The 20,011-nt window shown below is 47.4% G+C and carries 16 protein-coding genes; 8 read left to right on the top strand and 8 right to left on the bottom strand.

The features are described 5' to 3' along the window. Positions 1-2: 2 nt before the first annotated feature. The 6 genes from KDN34_RS11500 to rlmM all read left to right on the top strand — a co-directional run bounded on the left by KDN34_RS11500 (position 3) and on the right by rlmM (position 5,777). Complete coding sequence (locus KDN34_RS11500; protein WP_212593912.1) at positions 3-944, top strand: flagellar motor protein MotB; 942 nt, start codon at positions 3-5, stop codon at positions 942-944. 135 nt (positions 945-1,079) lie between these two features. After that, a complete protein-coding gene (gene thiI / locus KDN34_RS11495; protein ID WP_212593911.1) occupies positions 1,080-2,534 on the top strand; it encodes a tRNA uracil 4-sulfurtransferase ThiI in 1,455 nt (484 codons plus the stop codon). 180 nt (positions 2,535-2,714) lie between these two features. Next, positions 2,715-3,626, top strand: a complete 912-nt coding sequence (locus KDN34_RS11490; protein ID WP_212593910.1) for a transcriptional regulator GcvA — start codon at positions 2,715-2,717, stop codon at positions 3,624-3,626. After that, positions 3,607-4,257 (top strand): alpha/beta fold hydrolase, encoded by a 651-nt coding sequence (locus tag KDN34_RS11485; RefSeq protein WP_228730324.1) that lies wholly within the window; start codon positions 3,607-3,609, stop codon positions 4,255-4,257. The genes KDN34_RS11490 and KDN34_RS11485 overlap by 20 nt, the downstream gene beginning before the upstream one ends. Then, positions 4,254-4,637, top strand: a complete 384-nt coding sequence (locus tag KDN34_RS11480; protein WP_212593909.1) for a DUF423 domain-containing protein — start codon at positions 4,254-4,256, stop codon at positions 4,635-4,637. The genes KDN34_RS11485 and KDN34_RS11480 overlap by 4 nt, the downstream gene beginning before the upstream one ends. 57 nt (positions 4,638-4,694) lie before the next feature. Then, entirely contained in the window at positions 4,695-5,777 is a 1,083-nt protein-coding gene (rlmM, locus tag KDN34_RS11475) for a 23S rRNA (cytidine(2498)-2'-O)-methyltransferase RlmM (protein ID WP_212593908.1), read from the top strand. A gap of 19 nt (positions 5,778-5,796) precedes the next feature. Here rlmM and KDN34_RS11470 read toward each other — a convergent pair whose 3' ends face one another. Continuing rightward, the gene (locus KDN34_RS11470) at positions 5,797-6,150 is read right to left on the bottom strand and encodes a hypothetical protein (protein ID WP_212593907.1); all 354 of its coding nucleotides are present in this window, start codon (positions 6,148-6,150) and stop codon (positions 5,797-5,799) included. Between the two features lie 128 nt (positions 6,151-6,278). Next, on the bottom strand, positions 6,279-7,286 hold the full coding sequence (locus KDN34_RS11465) for an isocitrate dehydrogenase (protein WP_212593906.1): 1,008 nt from the start codon (positions 7,284-7,286) through the stop codon (positions 6,279-6,281). A gap of 248 nt (positions 7,287-7,534) precedes the next feature. Here KDN34_RS11465 and KDN34_RS11460 point away from each other — a divergent pair, with 248 nt between their 5' ends. Continuing rightward, entirely contained in the window at positions 7,535-10,360 is a 2,826-nt protein-coding gene (locus KDN34_RS11460) for a prolyl oligopeptidase family serine peptidase (RefSeq protein WP_212593905.1), read from the top strand. 65 nt (positions 10,361-10,425) lie between these two features. Here KDN34_RS11460 and KDN34_RS11455 read toward each other — a convergent pair whose 3' ends face one another. The 5 genes from KDN34_RS11455 to KDN34_RS11435 form a co-directional block, all read right to left on the bottom strand. Next, positions 10,426-10,878 carry a DUF3192 domain-containing protein gene (locus KDN34_RS11455; protein ID WP_212593904.1) on the bottom strand — a complete coding sequence of 151 codons (453 nt, stop codon included), beginning with the start codon at positions 10,876-10,878 and terminating at the stop codon, positions 10,426-10,428. Positions 10,879-10,936: 58 nt separating this feature from the next. Next, a complete protein-coding gene (xni, locus tag KDN34_RS11450) occupies positions 10,937-11,704 on the bottom strand; it encodes a flap endonuclease Xni (protein WP_212593903.1) in 768 nt (255 codons plus the stop codon). Then, positions 11,701-13,056, bottom strand: coding sequence for a nucleotide 5'-monophosphate nucleosidase PpnN (ppnN, locus tag KDN34_RS11445; protein ID WP_212596628.1), 1,356 nt, complete (start codon positions 13,054-13,056; stop codon positions 11,701-11,703). Before ppnN ends, xni begins: the two co-directional genes overlap by 4 nt. 33 nt (positions 13,057-13,089) lie before the next feature. Beyond that, a complete protein-coding gene (locus KDN34_RS11440; protein ID WP_212593902.1) occupies positions 13,090-14,643 on the bottom strand; it encodes a GGDEF domain-containing protein in 1,554 nt (517 codons plus the stop codon). A 145-nt stretch (positions 14,644-14,788) separates the two neighbouring features. Next, the gene (locus KDN34_RS11435) at positions 14,789-16,942 is read right to left on the bottom strand and encodes a tetratricopeptide repeat protein (RefSeq protein WP_212593901.1); all 2,154 of its coding nucleotides are present in this window, start codon (positions 16,940-16,942) and stop codon (positions 14,789-14,791) included. Between the two features lie 146 nt (positions 16,943-17,088). Between KDN34_RS11435 and KDN34_RS11430 the strand changes: the two genes are divergently transcribed. Continuing rightward, positions 17,089-18,900: a M61 family metallopeptidase gene (locus KDN34_RS11430; protein WP_212593900.1), complete on the top strand. Its 1,812-nt coding sequence runs from the start codon at positions 17,089-17,091 to the stop codon at positions 18,898-18,900. Between the two features lie 75 nt (positions 18,901-18,975). Here KDN34_RS11430 and rdgC read toward each other — a convergent pair whose 3' ends face one another. Further along, positions 18,976-19,890 carry a recombination-associated protein RdgC gene (rdgC, locus tag KDN34_RS11425; protein WP_212593899.1) on the bottom strand — a complete coding sequence of 305 codons (915 nt, stop codon included), beginning with the start codon at positions 19,888-19,890 and terminating at the stop codon, positions 18,976-18,978. Positions 19,891-20,011 lie beyond the last annotated feature (121 nt).

The raw sequence follows: 20,011 nt of genomic DNA, 5'->3' as shown, positions 1-20,011 counted from the left end.
TCATGGCGAAGCAAAAGTGTCCTGACTGTCCACCCGCAGCACCGCCTTGGCTAGCAACCTTTTCTGATCTGATGTCATTGCTGATGTGCTTCTTTGTGCTGTTGCTGTCTTTTTCCGAGATGGACGTGCTTAAATTTAAGCAAATCGCTGGTTCAATGAAATATGCCTTTGGTGTCCAGAACAAAGTTGAAGTCAAGGATATTCCCAAGGGAACTTCGGTGATTGCGCTGGAGTTCCGCCCCGGGCGTCCGGATCCGTCACCGATTGAAGTGATAAACCAGCAAACCAATGAAATGACGCAGCCGACGTTGACCTTCCAGGCGGGTGACGATGAAAGCGCCGGTGGTATTCAGAAGCAGCGCGGTGACCAGCGTGGTGGTGAGTCAACGGCAACGGCACAGGAACAAGCCGAGGCCAAACGTACTCAAGAGTATGAAGCCACGCAAAAGCAGGTTAACGATCAAGCGAAAAAAATGGCAGAAAAGCTCAACAAGGAAATCGTTGATGGTGCCATCGAAATTGAGTCTTTGGGACAACAGATCATCATTCGCATCCGGGAAAAAGGCTCTTTTGCCTCCGGTTCAGGTTTTTTGCAGCCACAATTTAAATCGGTGATCCGGGCGATTGGTGAGTTACTGAAAGATGTGCCTGGCATAGTGACGGTATCCGGTAATACCGATGATATCCAGATCAGCAACGAGCTCTATCAGTCGAACTGGGATCTGTCAGCGCAAAGAGCCTTAGCGGTCGCGCACGAACTTATTCGGGTGAAAGGGTTTGATCCTGAACGCATGAAAGTGGAGGGCCTCGCTGATACCAATCCACTGGTGCCGAATGACAGTGCTGAACATCGTGCCCGTAATCGTCGGGTAGAGATTGCAATTGAACAAGGCAAAGCCAAGTTATCGGATGAACTTCAGGTCACGCCCAATCAAGCCCAATAGCAGTAACAACCAACCGGCACTTGGGCAGGTTGGTTGTTACTGGAAGACTTTTCCCGCGATGCTGGGACTGTTCCTGTCACTTTGCTATAATCCCGCGATTGCGTTTTTGACCTCGTTTTATGCTGCGGAAAATCCATGAAGTTTATCGTTAAGCTGTACCCCGAAATCATGATGAAGAGCAAGCCAGTACGTTTGCGCTTCACTAAAATGCTGGAATCTAATATCCGGAATGTACTGAAAAAAGTTGATGAAGGTGTCACTGTGGTAAGACAGTGGGACCGCATCATGGTCGGGGTACCACAGGACAAACCAGAACTGCTGGACAGTGTTGGCGAACGCCTGACTTGTATCCCAGGGATCGCGACTGTTGCTCGTGTAAATGAATACACCTTCCAAACTGTACACGATATCTATCTGCATACCTTGAAAGCCTTTGGCGATGAACTGGCAGGTAAGACCTTCTGTGTCCGGGTTAAGCGTAGCGGACATCATGATTTCACCTCTATTGACGTGGAAAAATATGTTGGCGGTGGACTGAATCAGCATACAGAAGCTGCCGGTGTAAAACTCAAGAACCCGGAGATCACTGTTAATCTGGAGATTAACAACGATAAGCTGTATCTGGTGGAGAAAAAAGTATCGGGTCTTGGTGGCTTCCCGATGGCGACTCAGGAAGATGTGTTGTCATTGATCTCTGGTGGTTTCGATTCCGGGGTGTCCAGCTTCCAGTTTATTAAGAAAGGGGCTCGTACCCATTACTGCTTTTTCAATCTCGGTGGTGCGCAGCATGAAATCGGCGTGAAGCAGGTGGCGCATCATTTGTGGCAAACCTATGGTGAATCCCATAGAGTTAAATTTGTCACCATTCCTTTTGAACCGGTAGTGGCAGAAATTTTGGAACGTATTGATAACGGCCTGATGGGGGTTATCTTGAAACGTTGCATGATGCGTGCGGCGAGTCGGGTGGCTGAACGCATGGGAATTCAAGCGTTAGTGACAGGCGAAAGTCTGGGGCAGGTGTCCAGTCAGACCCTGACTAACCTCAATGTGATTGACCGTTGTACTGATACCTTGATCCTGCGGCCACTTATTACCATGGATAAGCAAGATATCATCAATGAGAGCCGCAAAATTGGTACTGAAGATTTTGCTAAATCGATGCCAGAATATTGTGGTGTTATTTCTCAGCGGCCAACGGTAAAAGCAGTATTGGCAAAAGTAGAAGCTGAAGAACTTAAATTTTCTCCGGACATGCTGGATAAAGTCCTGGAAGCTGCAGAAGTGATTGATATCCGGGAGATACCAAAAGCAATGGATACCAAAGTAACCGAAACAGAAACTGTCTCCAGCGTCGGCGCTGAGCAGGTGGTGCTGGATATCCGCGCCCCTGAAGAGGAAGAACGTCATCCATTGGCGGTGGCTGGCGCTGAGGTGCTTCATATTCCATTCTTTAAGTTATCCAGTGCATTTGCGGAGCTCGATAGCAGCAAGACTTACCTGCTTTATTGTGACCGCGGGGTAATGAGTAAACTGCAAGCCTTGTATTTATTGGAACAGGGCTATGACAATGTGAAGGTTTATCGACCTTAATTCGCTGTTTTGCAAACTGGCCGCATCAAGTGATGCGGCTTTTTTGTAGGCAATTCGGGGCCATAAAGTTGCTGAACTGTGCAGTTTCGGTGAATCCAGATAAAAATACTGGCACTCTCACATGATTAAATGTAACAATCTGGATTAGAAAAACTAATTAAAAATTTGGAATGGATGCTCATGTCAAAGCGACTTCCCCCGCTCAATGCCGTTAAAGCGTTTGAAGCTGCTGCTCGTCATCTCAGTTTTACCCGCGCAGCTGAGGAACTGTTTGTGACACAAGCGGCGGTTAGCCATCAGATTAAAGCATTGGAAGATTTTCTGGGGCTGAAATTGTTCCGCCGTAAGAATCGTTCGTTGTTGCTGACGGAAGAGGGACAGAGTTATTTTCTCGAAATCAAAGACATTTTTGGGCAATTAGCTGATGCCACTGACCGATTGTTAGCGCGCAGTGCTATTGGCTCATTAACGGTCAGTATGCCGCCCAGTTTCGCGATTCAGTGGCTGGTACCCCGCTTGGCAAAATTCAGCGAGAAAAATCCGGATATTGATGTACGTATCAAGGCCGTTGACAGCGCCACAGATTCATTAGCCGATGATGTTGATGTCGCTATCTATTACGGTCAAGGTAATTGGCCGGGATTGCGCTCAGATAAATTGCGTAACGAAGTGTTGATCCCTGTGTGTTCGCCATTGTTACTCAAAGGTCCTAAGCCGTTAGAGAAACCCTCAGATCTGAAATTTCATACATTACTGCATGATATGAGTCGCCATGATTGGCAGGCTTGGTTCCGGCAATGTGGCGTCACGGACGTTAATGTAAATCAAGGGCCTATTTTCAGTCATTCTTCTCTGGTGTTGCAGGCCGCAGCTCATGGTCAGGGCGTGGCGCTGGGTTACAGCGTGCTAGCAAGACCGGACATCCTGGCCGGGCGGTTGGTATGTCCTTTCCAAGAAGTGTTGGTCAGCAAAGATGCTTACTATCTGGTGTGTCAGCAAAAACATGCTGAGCTTGGAAAAATAGTGGCGTTCCGGGAGTGGATGCTGGATATGTTTGCCGAGGAGTCCCGCAGTGAGTTGTTACCCGGATAATTGGCGGGTAGATAAGGGCAATGCTGACAGCAACACTGTGGTGCTATTCGCCCATGGTGCTGGGGCAGATATGGACAGCGAATTTATGGTGGCTATTGCTCAAGGTCTTGCCGCAAATGGCCTAGATGTTGTCCGGTTTAATTTCCCCTATATGGCAAAGTGCCGTCTTGATGGCAAACGGCGCCCACCAGATCGCGCACCGGCGTTACTGGAGAATTTCCGACAACAATTGCGATTAGTCACAGAACTATTTGCACCTGACCAGATAATACTGATGGGTAAGTCTATGGGCGGACGTATGGCAATCATGTTGGCCTCAGAAGATTTGCTGGCCGAGGTGCGCGGTGTAATCTGCTTGGGTTATCCATTTTTGCCTAAAGGTAAATTGTTGCCGCGATTGGAGCCACTGCAGCAATGTCGGCTACCATTAATGATTTTTCAGGGAGAACGCGATAGTTTTGGTGGTAAAGTCCAAATACCACAATGGCATTTGCCAACTTCGTTAAATCTCAATTTTGTTGATGATGGCGACCACAGCTTTGTTCCGCGAAAAGCTGCTGCTACCTCATTAGCAATGAATTATGCCAAAGTGATCGATGGATCACTGTCGTTTATCAGGAGTTTGTTATGAAAAAAGGCCTGTTTATGTTGGCCTCCATCAGTGGTTTTTTAGCTGTGGCACTCGGGGCGTTTGCGGCTCATGGTCTGAAAGCGGTGACCACTCCAGAGCTGATTAAAATCTTTGATGTCGGCGTGGAATATCAGTTTTATCATACCTTTGCGCTGATCGCTGTGGCACTTGCCGGTAACTGGGTGAAATCGCCGTTGCTCGACTGGGCAGCGTGGTTATTTATCGCGGGTATCCTGCTGTTTTCGGGGTCGCTGTACCTGTATGCACTTACCGGAGTAAAGGTGCTCGGTATTATCACGCCAATGGGGGGGTTCTGTTTCTTAGTTGGTTGGGCGCTGTTAGCTTCCTCGATGTGGCGGCATCGTACAGACGATCTGTAATTGCCGAGTTCTGGTATACTTGGCGACTTTGCCAAATGGCTGGTTACAGGATTATCAATGAACAATCTGTTTTTGTTCTGTCGTGCAGGTTATGAAAAAGAGTGCGCGGCAGAAATTCAGGATCGCGCTGCCGAGTTGGGTGTCGCCGGATATGTCAAAGCAGCGGCTAACAATGCTTATGTTGTTTTTCAATGCTTTGCAGAAGGTGATGCGGATAAGCTCGGGCGTGAGTTACCGTTGGATACCTTGATTTTTGCCAGACAGATGTTCGTTTGTAGTGAACTACTGCAAGATTTGCCTGCGGACGACCGAGTATCGCCTATTGTGCAGGCGTTGTCTTCCATTGAAAAAGGCGGTGAACTCAGAGTTGAAACCCCTGATACCAACGAAGCCAAAGAACTGCTGACTTTCTGCCGTAAATTTACCGTCCCGCTGCGTGCCGCCTTAAAAAAGCAGGAGATACTCCTGGCCAGTGAAAACCAGCGACGGCCTATAGTGCATGTATGTTTTTTAGGCTCGGATAGCGCCTATGCCGGTTATTCCTATAGCAATAACAGCTCGCCATTTTTTATGGGGATCCCGCGCTTAAAGTTCCCTTCTGCCGCACCCAGTCGGTCTACCCTTAAGTTGGACGAAGCTTTCAATTATTTTATTGCGCCGCATGAGCAGGAAACGCGGTTGCACAGTGGTATGAATGCTGTAGATCTTGGCGCCTGTCCTGGTGGTTGGACTTATCAGCTGGTACGCCGAGGCATGTTCGTTTCTGCAGTGGATAATGGGCCAATGGCTGACAGTCTGATGCAGACCGGGCAGGTGACTCATTACCGGGAAGACGGTTTCCGCTTTGAACCTAAGCGCAAGAATATCTATTGGCTGGTATGCGACATGGTGGAACAGCCGTCGCGGGTTGCTGAGTTAATGGAACACTGGGCAATCAATGGTTGGTTCCACGAGGCCATCTTTAACCTGAAACTGCCGATGAAAAGTCGCTATAAAGAAGTGACTACGATTTTGCAGCGGATGGCGGAAGTACTGCAGGAAAATGGCTTTAATCGATTCCAAATACGCTGCAAACACTTATACCATGACCGCGATGAAGTGACCGTGCATCTGTATTTACGTCCTGGTAGTCACATTTAAGCGGCAAAATTAGCGGGAGCTAGCGGTAATGCCACTCCCGCTCTAGATATTCCATTTGCGATTTAGGCACCAGATTTTCCAATACTGCGGGCGGCAGTGGGTATTGCTGACAAATCCATTCGATATTGCAGTCCACAAAGCCTAAAAATTCACGGGTAACCATCAAACTGTATACTGCTTCGGTCAGTTGTTGATGATGCCATGCTTCTGTATGGCGTCTAAATTGATGGGCTTTATCTGACTGATAGGCCTCTAAAGCAGCCGTGAGGCGACGACCGGCTTTCCCGAGAGCGGTGGATTGCTCCTTGGCGAGTTCCTTTTCGAGAACCGTCTGTTTGCTGCCGCGGAGCTGAGCAAGACTGGCTTTAAACACGTTGACTCCCTAAATTCGCGATTGCTACTTTTATCTTGAGCGCCAGCGTCGGTGAGATCAAGTCTACGTGACAAATCTGTATAACAAAAAGGGGACTTAGAAGCCCCCTTGTTAACCATAATCGCGTGTTACAGACGATCCAGTACCGCTTGTGTAAAATCGGTGGTGCCATGGCTACCACCCAAATCACGGGTAGTGCGATCACCTTCTGCTATGACTGCAGAAACGGCGCTGCGGATCTGCGCTGCCTTATCCGACATTCCCAGATATTCCAGCATCTGTACTGAAGCCAAAATGACTGAGGTGGGGTTAGCAAGGTTTTTCCCGGCGATATCAGGAGCACTGCCATGTACAGCTTCAAAAATAGCGGCATTTTTACCGATATTGGCCCCAGGGGCCATGCCCAGACCACCTACTAAGCCCGCACACAGATCAGAGAGAATGTCACCAAACAGGTTAGTGGTAACAATCACATCGAAGTTCTCAGGGTTCATCACCAGCTTCATACAGGTGGCGTCAACAATCATTTCCTCTGTGATGATATCCGGATAACGCTGACTGATTTCACGGGCAGTTTTCAGGAACAGGCCAGAAGTCGACTTCATGATATTGGCTTTATGCACGATGGTGACTTTTTTCCGGCCTTCTTTGCGTGCCAGTTCATAAGCAAAGGTAGTGATCTGTTCCGCGCCCTGACGGGTAATGATGCTGGTGGCTTCAGCGGTTGAGCCATCTTCAGACACTTTCTGCCCATAACCCGAATACATCCCTTCGGTGTTCTCACGTACAGTGATGATGTCGATGTTTTCATAGCGTGCCTGGGTGCCTTTAAATGAAAGCACGGGACGCACATTGGCATAAAGACTGAATTTTTTACGCAGAGTAACGTTGATGGAGGTAAAGCCTTCGCCGACAGGAGTGGTTAGCGGACCTTTAAGCGTGATACGGTTTTTTTCGATTAAATCCAGCGTGCGCTGTGGCAGCAATTCACCGTACTTTTCCAAGGCTGCGAGGCCAGCATCGGCAAATTCATATTCAAAATCGCATCCTGCTTTATCTAAAATCTGTATAGCTGACTCAATAATACTTGGACCGATCCCGTCGCCGGGGATCACGGTTATGGTTCTTTTTGGCATGGAGAATCCTTCCACGGGTTAGCGTATAGACGAAAGTACAACCGCATGATGAACACGGATTGTGTCAGAAAATTCTGTGATATAGATCTCCTTTATTCTAAACACTTTTAAACACTTTTCACAGGGAATTAGTGAGCAAAACAGCGCCTTTTTATGTAGGCTAAACGTTACAAAATTTTTACTTGGTGGCCAATGTTTGGCGATGTTACGCCGCCTTGATTGCCATCCTTTAGCGTATGGGGACGACATTGAAGTTTTCTACTATTGCTTCATTGCTGTTGACTGCTGGCCTGTCGTTGGCCGCACAGGCAAAGAATAATCTTACGTTGGAAGATGTGATGCACTTCCAGTCGATAACTGAACAAGTATTGGATCCGCAAGGTCGGATCTTAGCGTACAGCACCGCCCCGGACCGCGGTGATAGCCAGGGTTTTGTTAAATGGTTAGCGGATGGACAACAGTATCTGGTTGCGGGTGGTTCAGAGCCATCGGTCAGCAATAATGGTCGATATAGCGTGTTTACCGTTAAACCATCGTTGTTATCTACAGAACAAGCCTCCGCCAAAGCGCGCAAGAAGTTAAAAGCGGGGCTGGCGCTGATAGATAACCAGAGCGGTGAGATTCAGCATTTTGAGCGGGTTAAGTCCCATGCCTTTTCCGAGAATGGCAAGTACCTCGCCTTATGGTTCGATGAAGCTGAGACCAAAGAGGCCAAAACCGACACCGAAGATAAAACCCATAGTGCAACCGTAAGTGCTAAAGAGGCATTGTCGCCAAAGAAAACTGCGAAGGATGATGCCGGAACGCAATTTACCGTGGTTAATCTTGCCAGCGGCAAATCACTGCAATTTGACCATATCACTGACTGGCGTTTTTCCTACGACAGCCGTTATCTGACATTGGCTCAGAACGATAGCGCCACAGCACTACATAAACTGCTGCTGGTGCGACTTGACAGTTTTAACCAGGCGGAACTGGTGAGCAGCAAAACCGAACAGATAGGTGCGGTCGCGCTGAGCCGAGATGCCAAGCATCTGGCGTATACTGCAGGCAACGCATTGGTTGTGGCTGCCGAACGGCCTTATCGTTTAGCACTGTATAGCCTTGATACCGGCAAATTTTCAACAGTTCAGGAAGCGACTAAAGATACTGATGGCTGGCTACTGAACCGCTATAGCCAATTGCAGTTCTCTGCCGATGGTCAGCGGCTGTTTTTCGGACGGGTACCGCAGATCAGTCAGCAATTTCATCTACCTAAAGTTGAAAACGAAGCGGATCTTTACAACGAGCAACTAATCACTGAGCAACGCGGGCTCAATATCTGGCACGGCGATGATCCGCTGATCAAGCCTAACGAAATCAAACAATATCCCAAAGAACTGAAGCGCACTTATCTGGCGGTGTTACATGTACAATCGGGCAGTGTGGTGCAACTGGCCGATACGCAAGTGCCAGATGTGACATTATCTGAGCATAAGCGCTTTTTGCTGGCGAGTTCGGATATTCCCTATCGCAAGATGATTACCTGGGCGGGCTTTTACCGAGATTTTTATCTGGTGGATATGAATACTGGCCACAAAACAATGGTGCTGACGCAGCAACCCAGTGACAGTGAACCAACATATTCGCCAAACGGCCAATATCTTGCCTGGTATCAACAAGGTCAGATCTTCCTATATGACATTGCAGAAGGTCGCAAACTATCGCTAACGGCTAGCATTAAAACCCCATTTGCCAATGAAGATCATGATTATCCTTCAGTCGCTCCAGGTTACGGATTTGGCCCCTGGCTGGCAGATGACTCTGCCATTCTGGTGTACGACAAATATGATATCTGGCAGTTTGATACCACCAGCCATAACGGTTTCATGTTAACGGATGGCGAAGGCCGTAAGCAGCACATCAGTTTTCGTGTTGAAGCGACTCCGCAACCGGATAAGGCCTTCCAACCGACAATTGCTGACGGTGCGGCGATATTGCTGCAGGGTTACAGTGAACGCACCAAAGCTGATGCTTTTTATCGCGCCCAGATTGGTAAGGCTGGCGTTACATCACTGCTGAATGCGCCAGCAAAACTGCAAGTGCTCGCTCGGGCCAATAACGCCCATAAGATGGTGTTTAGTCAACAGCGTTATGATCTGTTCCCGGATCTTTATACCGCAGATGTGCTGGAACCGGCCAAGGCCATAAGGCAAACCGAGCTGGATCAGCAGCGGCAGAACTTGCCTTGGGGTAAAGCGGAATTGGTGCATTGGCGCGATGGTGATGGTCGTCTGCTGGATGGCGTGGTAATCAAGCCACCTCATTATCAGAAGGGAAAGCGTTACCCGGTGATGGTTTACTACTACCGCTTTATGAGCGATCGCTTGTTTGCCTTCCCGGATATGAAAATCAATCACCGCCCCAATTTTGCCTGGTATAGCGCAGATGATTATGTGATTTTCCTGCCCGATATTCGCTTTGAAATTGGCTACCCCGGTAGTAGCTCTGTTAAAGCCTTGACCGCTGGCGTACAAAAGCTGATTGAACTGGGAATTGCTGATCCTGATGCTATCGGTTTACAGGGCCATTCCTGGAGTGGTTATCAGACCGCATTTGATATCACGCAAACGAATATTTTCAAAGCTGCCGTGGCGGGAGCACCGGTAAGCAACATGACCAGTGCCTACAGTGGCATCCGGTTAGGCACCGGGCTTGCCCGTCAGTTCCAATACGAAGCCGGGCAGAGCCGTATTGGCGAAAGTTTGATGCAGGCACCGCAGAAATATATCGAAAACTCGCCGGTATTTTACGTTGACCGAATTCATACCCCATTGTTAATCATGTTCGGTGATCGCGATGACGCGGTACCTTGGGAGCAGGGGATTGAGCTGTATCTGGCGATGCGCCGTGCGGGTAAAGAAGTGATTATGCTGCAGTATAATGATGAACCTCATCATTTGAAGAAGTATCCCAATAAGCTGGATTACACCATCAGAATGAAGCAGTTTTTCGATCATTATCTGAAAGGGCGGCAGGCGCCTGAATGGATGATGCACGGCGAACCCTATCGGGAACCAGCGAAAGAAGAGTGAAAAAAGGGGCGGTTGCCCCTTTTTCTTATCAAATTTAAACCACTTCCTATGGAAGTGGTGAGCGTTTACTTTGACAACTGTTGGCTGCCGTTATTAGTGGCTTCGCTGTGGCCGTTTGTGAGCGCGTTATTGTCTGTATCTGTCGCTGATTTTAGATATTGCTGATAGGTGTCTTCACCCCATGCAATTAAACGATCATTGCGAAACAGCAGCGGTGTACATTCATCCTTGGTGGTTGCACCATCGGGTTTAGTCTGATGTGTTCTATAAAACAGGATGTTGAGTGCTTGACCTTGGCTGAGTTTGGCTTCGCTAAAATCAGGACGTCCCATCATGGTGATAATTTCTTCGCCAGATTGTCCCAATTTTATTTCGGTGAGTTTTTCTTGATTATACGCCTGACGATCTTCCCAACTCATATCGTCTGGATTAGGTTCGTACACCAGCACAATCACCGCAACAAATGCCATATACGCCAAAAACAGGGTACCAATAACCACCGGGATTTTACTTTTCATTCGTTATCCTTAAAGCTATTAGTTAAATATTAACATATTGATATTAATGGTAATAATTTTAGCTATTCTGCGGGGCCCAACGATACTGACTCAGATTGAGATGAAGCTCTAAATCGGTACGCAGCTTTGCCAGGCGATAACTCAGACGCGCCATATCGTAACCTGAGCGTAATTTTTCTGCTTGCTTCTGACCCAGCTTATCCAAGGCATTATAGATATTGGCCAATGAACGAAAACTTTTCAGCAGTTCGGCAGCGGATTTCGGACCAATGCCCGGAATGCCCGGGATACGGTTACCACTATCGCCGCTCAGCGCCATGAAATCCAAAAGTTGATGGCGCCCAATACCGAGTTTTTGTTCCAGTGCCTCGATATCCAGCCAGCTGTTAGCAAAGTGATCCCACTGTTGCACCCCTTTGAACTGTAGCTGACTGAAACCTTTATCCGTAGACACAATAATTGCCTCGCCGTCATGCTGACAGATTTTATAGGCGAGTGTCGCTATCACATCATCGGCTTCAGCTTCAGCGTTTACCGAGTGCATATTCGCTGTCGCCAACAGCTGTTTTAGCTGAGGCAAGTAATCCGCCAGCATTACTGGCATGGGTTTTCGTCCCTTTTTGTAGTCAGGGTAGAGTTGTTTACGCCAGGATTCCTGTTCTCCATCCCAGACAATAGCATGATGGCTTGGTTGGTGATGTCGACATAATTTCTGGCAAGCATTGAGTGCCCGCTGTGCTAAGCCGGCCAGATCCTGTTCATCTGGCTGCGCCGCATAAAGGCGGCGCACCAGATTCATGCCATCAATGATCAGTAGTCGATTCACTGGCAGACCTTGTAACAGGGAACGTAGGTACTTCCGGGCAACTTCATGCGACCCTGCTGCACAAATGCCGCCAGCAATTTATCAATCATCGACATCAAGGTTTTGTCGCCCTTGAGACAAAACGGTCCTTGTTGTTCGATGCTCATAATGGTGTCGCGCTTAACATTGCCGGCAACAATACCAGAAAACGCTTTGCGCAGGTTTGCCGCTAGACGGGCTTTGTCTAGTTGGAAGTGTAAATCCAGCTGTTCCATCGCTGCGTGTGTAGGCACAAAGGGAAGCTGGAAATCCGCATCAATCTTCAGGCCCCACTGATATTGGTAGGCATCACCGGTTGTTTTACGGTGTTCCCTGACCTCGTCCATACCATAACGCATTTTGCGAGCGGCGGCCGCCGGATCATCAATGATGATCTGATAACGGCTCTGTGCTTCCTTACCGAGTGTTGCACCGATAAAGGCGTCAATTTCCGCAAAATATTCGGCGCTGCCAGCTGGGCCGGTCAACACTAAGGGGAACGGAATGTCTTTATTCTGTTCATGCAAGAGAATACCCAGCAGGTACAACAGTTCCTCTGCAGTTCCCGGACCGCCAGGAAATATCAAGATGCCATGCCCCATCCGCACAAAGGCTTCCAGACGTTTTTCAATATCCGGCATGATCACTAATTCATTAACGATTTGGTTTGGTGGCTCGGCAGCGATAATTCCGGGTTCGGTGATACCGATATAACGGGCGTCGTGGATCCGTTGCTTCGCGTGACCGATGGCTGCGCCTTTCATCGGCCCTTTCATGGCACCTGGGCCGCAACCGGTGCAGATATCCAGTTTTCTAAGCCCGAGCTGATAGCCAACTTCTTTGGTGTATTTATATTCATACTCACTGATGCTGTGGCCACCCCAACACACAACGACATTGGGCTCATGCGCAGGGGAGATGACGCGGGCATTACGCAGAATATCGAACACCACATTGGTGATGTGATCCGGATTGCTGAAATCCAGATGAGTGACATGACTGTATTTGTTACTGACGTAAATAATATCGCGTAAAACGGCAAACAGATGTTCCTGGATCCCCACAATAATTTGGTCATCGACGAAGGCACAGGCCGGAGGGTTGTGCAGTTCCAGTTTTACCCCGCGTTCACGCCGGACCACATTGATTTCAAAATCATCGAATTGCTTGAACAATGCCCGGGCATCATCTGTTTCTGAACCGGAGGCCAGCACTGCCAACGAACAGTTGCGATATAACTGATACAGTTCGCTTTGTGAGCTCTGTTTGAGTAGTTCTACTTCCAGTTGCGACAGCTGATCCATGCTGCCTCTGGGGTTTACTTTGACAATCATCATGACTCCTACACCGGGATGTCATCATGAAAATTAATCGATAATGACGCGATCCCGGCTTTCGTGTTTGGCTTTATAGAGCGCTGCATCGGCACGTTCAAAGGTGTCGAGAATGTGCTCGCCGTTGAGCACTTGCGCTGCGCCGATTGATAATGTAACTGTAATGCGCTGATTTTTAAATTTAAACGGAATATTTTTAATTTTCTCACGAACCCGATTCAAAAGTTGTGCGATGTCATTTGCCGATACATCAGGGATCAGCAGGACAAATTCTTCACCGCCATAGCGGGCGACAAATTCAGTATCGCGCAGCGAGTTTTTCAATGCCATCGCAATGACCTGAAGGGTTTTATCACCGGTACTATGGCCAAAACTGTCGTTGATCTGTTTGAAGTGGTCGATGTCAGCTACGGCAACCCACAGAGTACTGTTATTGTGTTGGAAGCGGCGGAACTCCTGGTCCATACGTTCATCCAGCGCCGCGCGGTTAGGTAACTGAGTGAGGCTATCCAGTTGATTAATTTTTTGCTGTTCACACAGCCGTTCTCGATAAGATAAGGTCTCAGCTGAAAGATCTGCCAACTCTTTGCGTAGAGTATTTACCGATTTTTGGAGCAACGCCATTTCACGCTGTTCTAGGGCTTCCTTTCGCGCCAGACGGTTCTGGATTTCAGCGAGATGTTCTGTGACTTTCTGCTTCAGCTGTGAAATCTCATCGATTTCATTGAGGCTGTTCAGGACATTATTGACCTGATTGTTAATTTCACCGTTAAGCTGCTGTTTCAGTTGCTGGCTGTGTTGAGTCTGACTAAACGACTCACTCACGATATCCCGTACGGATGTCAGCGCGTCATTGAGTGTCTGCAGAAACTCCTGTGAGGTGGCTTTTTCTCGGGCAATGTTTTCTAACAACAATCGGAGAATGGTCTGATAAGCTTCAAGCAGCGTTTCAACCTGCAACGAATCTGACGCCAGAATATCCTTCAGCCGTAACACCTGTTCCCGCTGCGCCTTAGGAAACTCAATATCCGATATCAGCTGTGCCAGCTCATAGGATAGCTGTCTGTGTATTGGCAGAATAATTAAGGGTTCATCTTGAACATTCTGCAGCAGTGCTTGTTCGTAATAGCTGATCAGTTGCTCAACTTTGGGAATGTAGTCCCATAACGAGTGGAATGGCTTGCTGAGTTCCTGACGAAAGATACTGATTTCACGCGACAGTTTTTCTGGAATGTGTTTAATACGCAGCAGCTCACGACTGAAATTAGTGAGGCCAGAGCGCCCTTGTTCCAGCTTACCCATCACATGGTGATATTGGCTTTTCAGCAGTCGCTCAATTTCAGGAAGTTCAGGCAACACCTCATCCAGATGCTCGAAGTTGCCCATATTGACGCGTAGCTTAGCGAGCTTGTTATCAAGCTCGAGATTCTGACCCTTGCAGGCCAGACTCATTTGGGTAATAAACTGGGTCAGCGCTATTAGTTTGCTGTTGCGATCATCATTGATTTCTTCCAATGCCACTTTGGTGGCCTGCAATTTTTGTTTCAACAGACCTATTTGTGACATTTCAGAACTATCGTCATTCATTCCTGTTGAGTTCCCTAGGCATCGGAAATTCTGCGTGTTTAGCGAGCGTCAAAATATAGACGCTTCGCTCATCGCTAATGTTATAGCAAATGCTTGTGTCTGCAAATGATCTAATATATTTGCCTCTTTAGTTTTGACAGCTAGATCAAATAACGTCGCGATAGTCTGATGTTGCGCTCATTAACGGTTCGGGCCATTGGATGTCGCTCTTGTTTCCATTGGTTTCCACTCGGATAAAACCACGTTCGATACTTTTCTGTAGTTGCAGGTAAAGTGGATTGGAAAAAATACCGGACGGGGTAAAGTCCAATGCCGATAAACTGACATAGTGATTTTGATGTCGCGGCAAGCTCAGACTGCCTGCGAGCGCTAATTGCAGTGTTTCAAATAAAATAACGGGAGGTAACTGAATATCCGTATCTGCGAGTAACGGCAGCCCAAGAAACCCCAAATTGTAGTTTAGCGGCTGCTCATTCCAGCTGAGTTCTTGCAGTCGCTGCATGATCTCTTTGGCACTGGTGGCTTCAACAAAAGTCAGTGCAAACAGGCCTGGTCGAATACTGTAAACATTCGCTTGAGCCAGATGCCGTAATTTATGAAGCAGACTGTGTTGTTTATTGCAGGTTTGGTGATGACCATACCTCAGATCGTGGTCGAAATCGCTGGCAATACCAAGTAAGGCGATTGCATGGCAATTGCCTTGTTGAAGTTGCTGACAGAAGCCGCGATAGCCGGGTAAGGCGGTCACTGGTTCCAAGACGCTTAACGCCAGTAACTCCTGCAGCTGCCGTTGACTGTGGTATCGGCGTCGTAGCAGATACAAGCAATAGCTACCGCTAATAATCAATAGAATTAGCACCGTGATGATAAAATAGTCACGGGTATTTAGCATCTCACGCTGTTGCCGCATCTGTTGTTGCATTTCTGTCAGTTTCAACAACAATTGCTGTTCGTTAAGTTCGCTGACGTTGTTGTTTTCTTGTCGGCTTTTTTGCTGTTCCAACAGTGTTTGCTTCAAGGAAATAATTTTATCTTGCAAGCCAATGACTGCTTGCTCCTCTCCTTTGGCTTTCAAGGCGTTGACTTGATATTCCAAGGCTTCGGCTAATTCACTATTAAGTTTCAGCTTTTGGGCTAATACTTCGGCATTACGAGCATGTTCCAGAACCAGATCCCAAGTGTTACTGGCGCTGGCAACTTGTGCTATGAGCAGTTCATTATAGATAAGATAGTGATCACTTTTGCGGTCGCGAAATATTTTGTTAGCCTGGTATAAGTAATCCAGCGCGTTTTGGGTATTTCCTAATTTGAAATACGCTTCACCAAGATTATGGAAGTTAAGCCCTTGCGCGGTAAAATTCTGTAGCCGGGCATCAATCTGTTGGGCATTTAAGTAGTAATCAATGGCTTTGTTCCATTTCCCCTGGTTAGCATAGATGGTGGCAATGACCGTCATACTGTTGGATAGATAAATGTCCAATTTCAACGCTTTAAATGAATCAATGGCCTGATAAATATAATTGAGTGCGTCGTCCCATTGCTGAAGATCCCGGTACAGTTTGGCGAGATTAAACTGCAAGATTGCTTTTTGATAAGGCTTATTGATTTTTGCCGCAATGCGGTAGGCTTCGGTGTAGTGCTCTAACGCGCGGTTCAACTGGCCTTGATCGCGAAAATATTTACCCAGTTTGGTTTCCGCTTCAGCAATCAGATAGTCATCACGTAGGCGATAGGCAATATCTTTCAATTGTGTGAGATTGTTTAAGGCCGCCTGTGATTTCTTGGTCATTAAATTAACGATGCCTAGGTCTTCATAAATCACATATTTCAGCAGCATCGCTCGCTGATCATTGTCATCAGCAATTAATGATAACGCATCATTATTCGATTGAATGGTGGCGTTATAGTCCTGATTAACCACGCCTTGAAATCGACCTTCAAGATTCAATAATGCGGCATTTTCATCGTCGCCTTGCACCACCTTTTGCAACATATCGATCAGGTGTTTCGCATCTGATTGTTTACTGCTTTTATGAATTTGAATATTCAGATTCAAGCGTGCTAACAACACCATATTAAAAATCATTTGCTCGGGACTGAGCTGTAATGCTTTTGCCTGAGCGGTTAACTCTTCTCGGCTATTAAGCTGTAAATTGGTTGGAATTTCAGCGGCGATTTTTTCGTAAAGCGCGTGTGGTGATTCTCTAAATGCAACTTCTGCCTCATGGGAGTCGTCAGCAAAAACATTTGATATCCAACAACTTAAAAAAAGCACTAATGCAGTCGTCCAGAAACGCATGTCACTTCGCCTCAAAGTGAAAGGAATATTTTAATTGTTAGTTTTTATGTGGAACTACTGAGTCAGCCTTTATCCGTTGTTATAATCGACGACTTATATACCAACAATAACCTATATACCAACAATAATTAAGGAAGGAATTACGAGTGAAAATCAGCGGTTTGTCAATGCTGTCGTTAACCTCGTTACTGACATTGGGGATCTGGTCTCATGCGATTGCTGAGGTGCGTTATCAGATAGATTTATCCACGCCGCAACATCATATGGCGAAAGTGCGCGCGGTGTTTCCGAAAACCCGTGCCGGTGACTTTACGGTAAATCTGCCGGTTTGGCGCACCGGGCGTTACGAAGTGTTGCCTTTAGCTGATGGTGTGCGCTTGTTTGAAGCGCGGGATGCGACTGGAAAGTTATTACCCTGGCAACGAACGGCAACCGGTGAATGGCAGGTGACATTGGCTCAACCGACGAATGTCACCATTTCCTATCAGTTGTACGCAAATGAGCTCGGCAAGCGAGTGCGCCATATCGATGCAACACATGCATTTTTGGATGCCAGTGGCGTATTTATGTATAGCCCCGAGTTCCGTCAGCAACCGCTGACAGTTGCGTTGAAAGTCCCGGAGAACTGGAACAGCTATTCAGGCTTAACTCGTGTTGCTGAGCAGCAGTTTACCGCAGCGAATTATGATGTATTGGTCGATTCACCGATTGAAACCGGGATTAGTCAACAACGCAGTTTTGCTGCCGATGGTAAAGATTATCAATTGGTGATTTGGGGCGAGGGCAATTATAACCCGGAGCAGATTGTCAGTGATTTGCAAAAGGTAACCGCAGCATCTCAGACTATCTGGGATGGATATCCCTTCGATAATTATCTGTTTATGGTCCATGCGACTAATGGTGCGCGTGGGGCGACAGAGCATATCAATTCTACTGTCATTCAAACGCCGCGTTTTAATTTTCGCGAGCGCAAAGATTACTTGCGGTTCATTAGTACTGCCGCTCACGAATTTATCCATACCTGGAACGTCAAGGCTTATCGTCCGGCGGGTTTGGTGCCTTACCGTTATCAACAGGAAAATATGACGCCGTTGCTATGGATGGCTGAAGGTTCCACCAGTTATTTCCAGAATCAGTTGTTACTGCGAGCTGGCGTTATGACAGCGCAAGAGTTTCTGGAAGATCTGGCAAAGCGCATTGACGCGAATCAGCATAATCCTGGGCGGGGAATTCAATCGGTCGCAGCTTCCAGTCTTAATCAGTGGACCAGCACTGGTGGCGATTATGCGACTAATAACAGTGTGAATATCTATGCTGAAGGCTATATGGCGTCACTGGCATTGGATTTTTCACTGCTGCAAGAGACCCATCTAAACGCCTCTTATCGTGATGTCCATAAGCGCTTGTATCGGGAGTTTCGACTCCCTAAAGATTACAGCGTGAATGATGTGCAATTGATACTGAAGCAGCTCTCCGGCCGAGATTACCATGACTGGTGGCAACAACATGTCGATTCGCCGATGACTCTGGATTTTCCGTCATTGTTGGCGCATGCAGGATTACAACTCAACTACGGAAAAGACAGCAAGGTAGAACCTTATCTTGGTATCACTTTAGGGGATGGATTACAGCTCAGTCGAGTTGCCAAGGACAGTCCTGCATGGCAGGCAGGCGTTGGCGCCGGTGATGAATTGGTTGCTGTTAATGGGCTTAAGGTCACTGCTGATGGGCTCAATAAGCGAATTAATGACTTTAAAGCCGGTGATACGATTACGCTGACCTTGTTCAGTAACGATACTTTAGTGACGCGTCAGGTTGTTCTCGGGGCACAACCCTCAGGAAAACTGCAACTGCAGTCGTTAAAAAAAGTCTCTCATAACCAAAAAGCCTTTTTCAAAGCCTGGCTAGGCATTGACTGGCCGTTTGATGATAAAGGCAATTTCAAATCGCTAAGCTGATATCTCGGCGTGATTCCACCATTAAAAAGGCGCCAATAGCGCCTTTTTAATGGTGGATACTACGTAACCGTTACGTCAGAGCGCCGCGTCGTCCAGACCGCCCAGCGCATTTACCAAGGCTAAAACCAGGGCCAGCACTTCTCCGCTCATTAACGCAAAATCAGCATCTGCTTTAGCGGCAGGATCTTCTCCGGCAACATCATCTGTCTGCGCCCGGAATTCTTCGGCAAATTTCAGCCGCTTGACACTGGCATCTGCCTGCAACACGAATGCAATAGACTGCTCAAAGTGCAAGGCTAACTTGTGTACCTGCTTACCGGTTTCTAGGTGGGCGAGAACTTCCTCTTCAGCTAGATCCTGTTGTTTGAATCTGACAATGCCACCTTCTTCGGTGGCCGCTTTCAGTTCGGCTTCGTCCTGAATATCAAAAGGTGCGGGAGCATGACCCTGCTTCAGCCATTCGGTTAACTGCAATTCAATCGGAGTTTTCACTGTTACCGGTACCACTGGCAGTGAGCCCAGTGCTTTGCGCAATAGTGCCAATAGTTCTTCCGCTTTATTGGCGCTGGAACTATCTACCAGCAGCAGTTGCTGCTCAGGTAACAATAATGCATGGATTTGGCTGCGGCGCGAAAAAGCACGTGGCAATAGCGTACTGGTAATGTCTTCTTTCAGTGCTTCTTTTTCTTTCTTAGTGATTTTACGATTTTCTTCGTTTTCCAGTTTGCTGACCTGTTCATCAAGGGCTTCTCTGATCACCTGAGATGGCAGGATCTTTTCTTCTTTGGTCGCACAAATCAGATGCCGGTTATTGGCACTATGCACTAAGTTCTGTCCAAGTTTCCCCAGGGCATTGCTGAACCCGAACTTGCTGATGTCCTGACTTGAGCAGGGCGTAAATGGGTAACCCGCTAATGCTTGCTCCAGTGATTCTGGAGTAACGGTAAACGGCTTATTGAAACGATAAAGCGTGAGATTTTTAAACCACATGACAACAGCTCTGAGAAAAATAAAGCCGCAGTGTAAGCCAACATTTGCTGGCGGTAAACCTTAGCGGTAGCACAAGTTTTAGTCAATAAAACAGATTTAATCAAAATGTCACAAAGCCGCT

This window comes from Shewanella yunxiaonensis (assembly GCF_018223345.1).
GTDB classification, from domain to species: Bacteria; Pseudomonadota; Gammaproteobacteria; order Enterobacterales; family Shewanellaceae; genus Shewanella; species Shewanella yunxiaonensis.
This window is presented reverse-complemented; position numbering and strand designations above follow the sequence as displayed.

Coding starts and splice junctions, on each gene's coding strand:
- KDN34_RS11500 (WP_212593912.1), top strand. CDS start 3: ATGGCGAAGCAAAAGTGTCCTGACTGTCCACCCGCAGCACCGCCTTGG.
- rdgC (WP_212593899.1), bottom strand. CDS start 19,890: ATGTGGTTTAAAAATCTCACGCTTTATCGTTTCAATAAGCCGTTTACC.
- KDN34_RS11465 (WP_212593906.1), bottom strand. CDS start 7,286: ATGCCAAAAAGAACCATAACCGTGATCCCCGGCGACGGGATCGGTCCA.
- KDN34_RS11480 (WP_212593909.1), top strand. CDS start 4,254: ATGAAAAAAGGCCTGTTTATGTTGGCCTCCATCAGTGGTTTTTTAGCT.
- rlmM (WP_212593908.1), top strand. CDS start 4,695: ATGAACAATCTGTTTTTGTTCTGTCGTGCAGGTTATGAAAAAGAGTGC.
- KDN34_RS11490 (WP_212593910.1), top strand. CDS start 2,715: ATGTCAAAGCGACTTCCCCCGCTCAATGCCGTTAAAGCGTTTGAAGCT.
- ppnN (WP_212596628.1), bottom strand. CDS start 13,056: ATGATTGTCAAAGTAAACCCCAGAGGCAGCATGGATCAGCTGTCGCAA.
- KDN34_RS11455 (WP_212593904.1), bottom strand. CDS start 10,878: ATGAAAAGTAAAATCCCGGTGGTTATTGGTACCCTGTTTTTGGCGTAT.
- thiI (WP_212593911.1), top strand. CDS start 1,080: ATGAAGTTTATCGTTAAGCTGTACCCCGAAATCATGATGAAGAGCAAG.
- KDN34_RS11440 (WP_212593902.1), bottom strand. CDS start 14,643: ATGAATGACGATAGTTCTGAAATGTCACAAATAGGTCTGTTGAAACAA.
- KDN34_RS11435 (WP_212593901.1), bottom strand. CDS start 16,942: ATGCGTTTCTGGACGACTGCATTAGTGCTTTTTTTAAGTTGTTGGATA.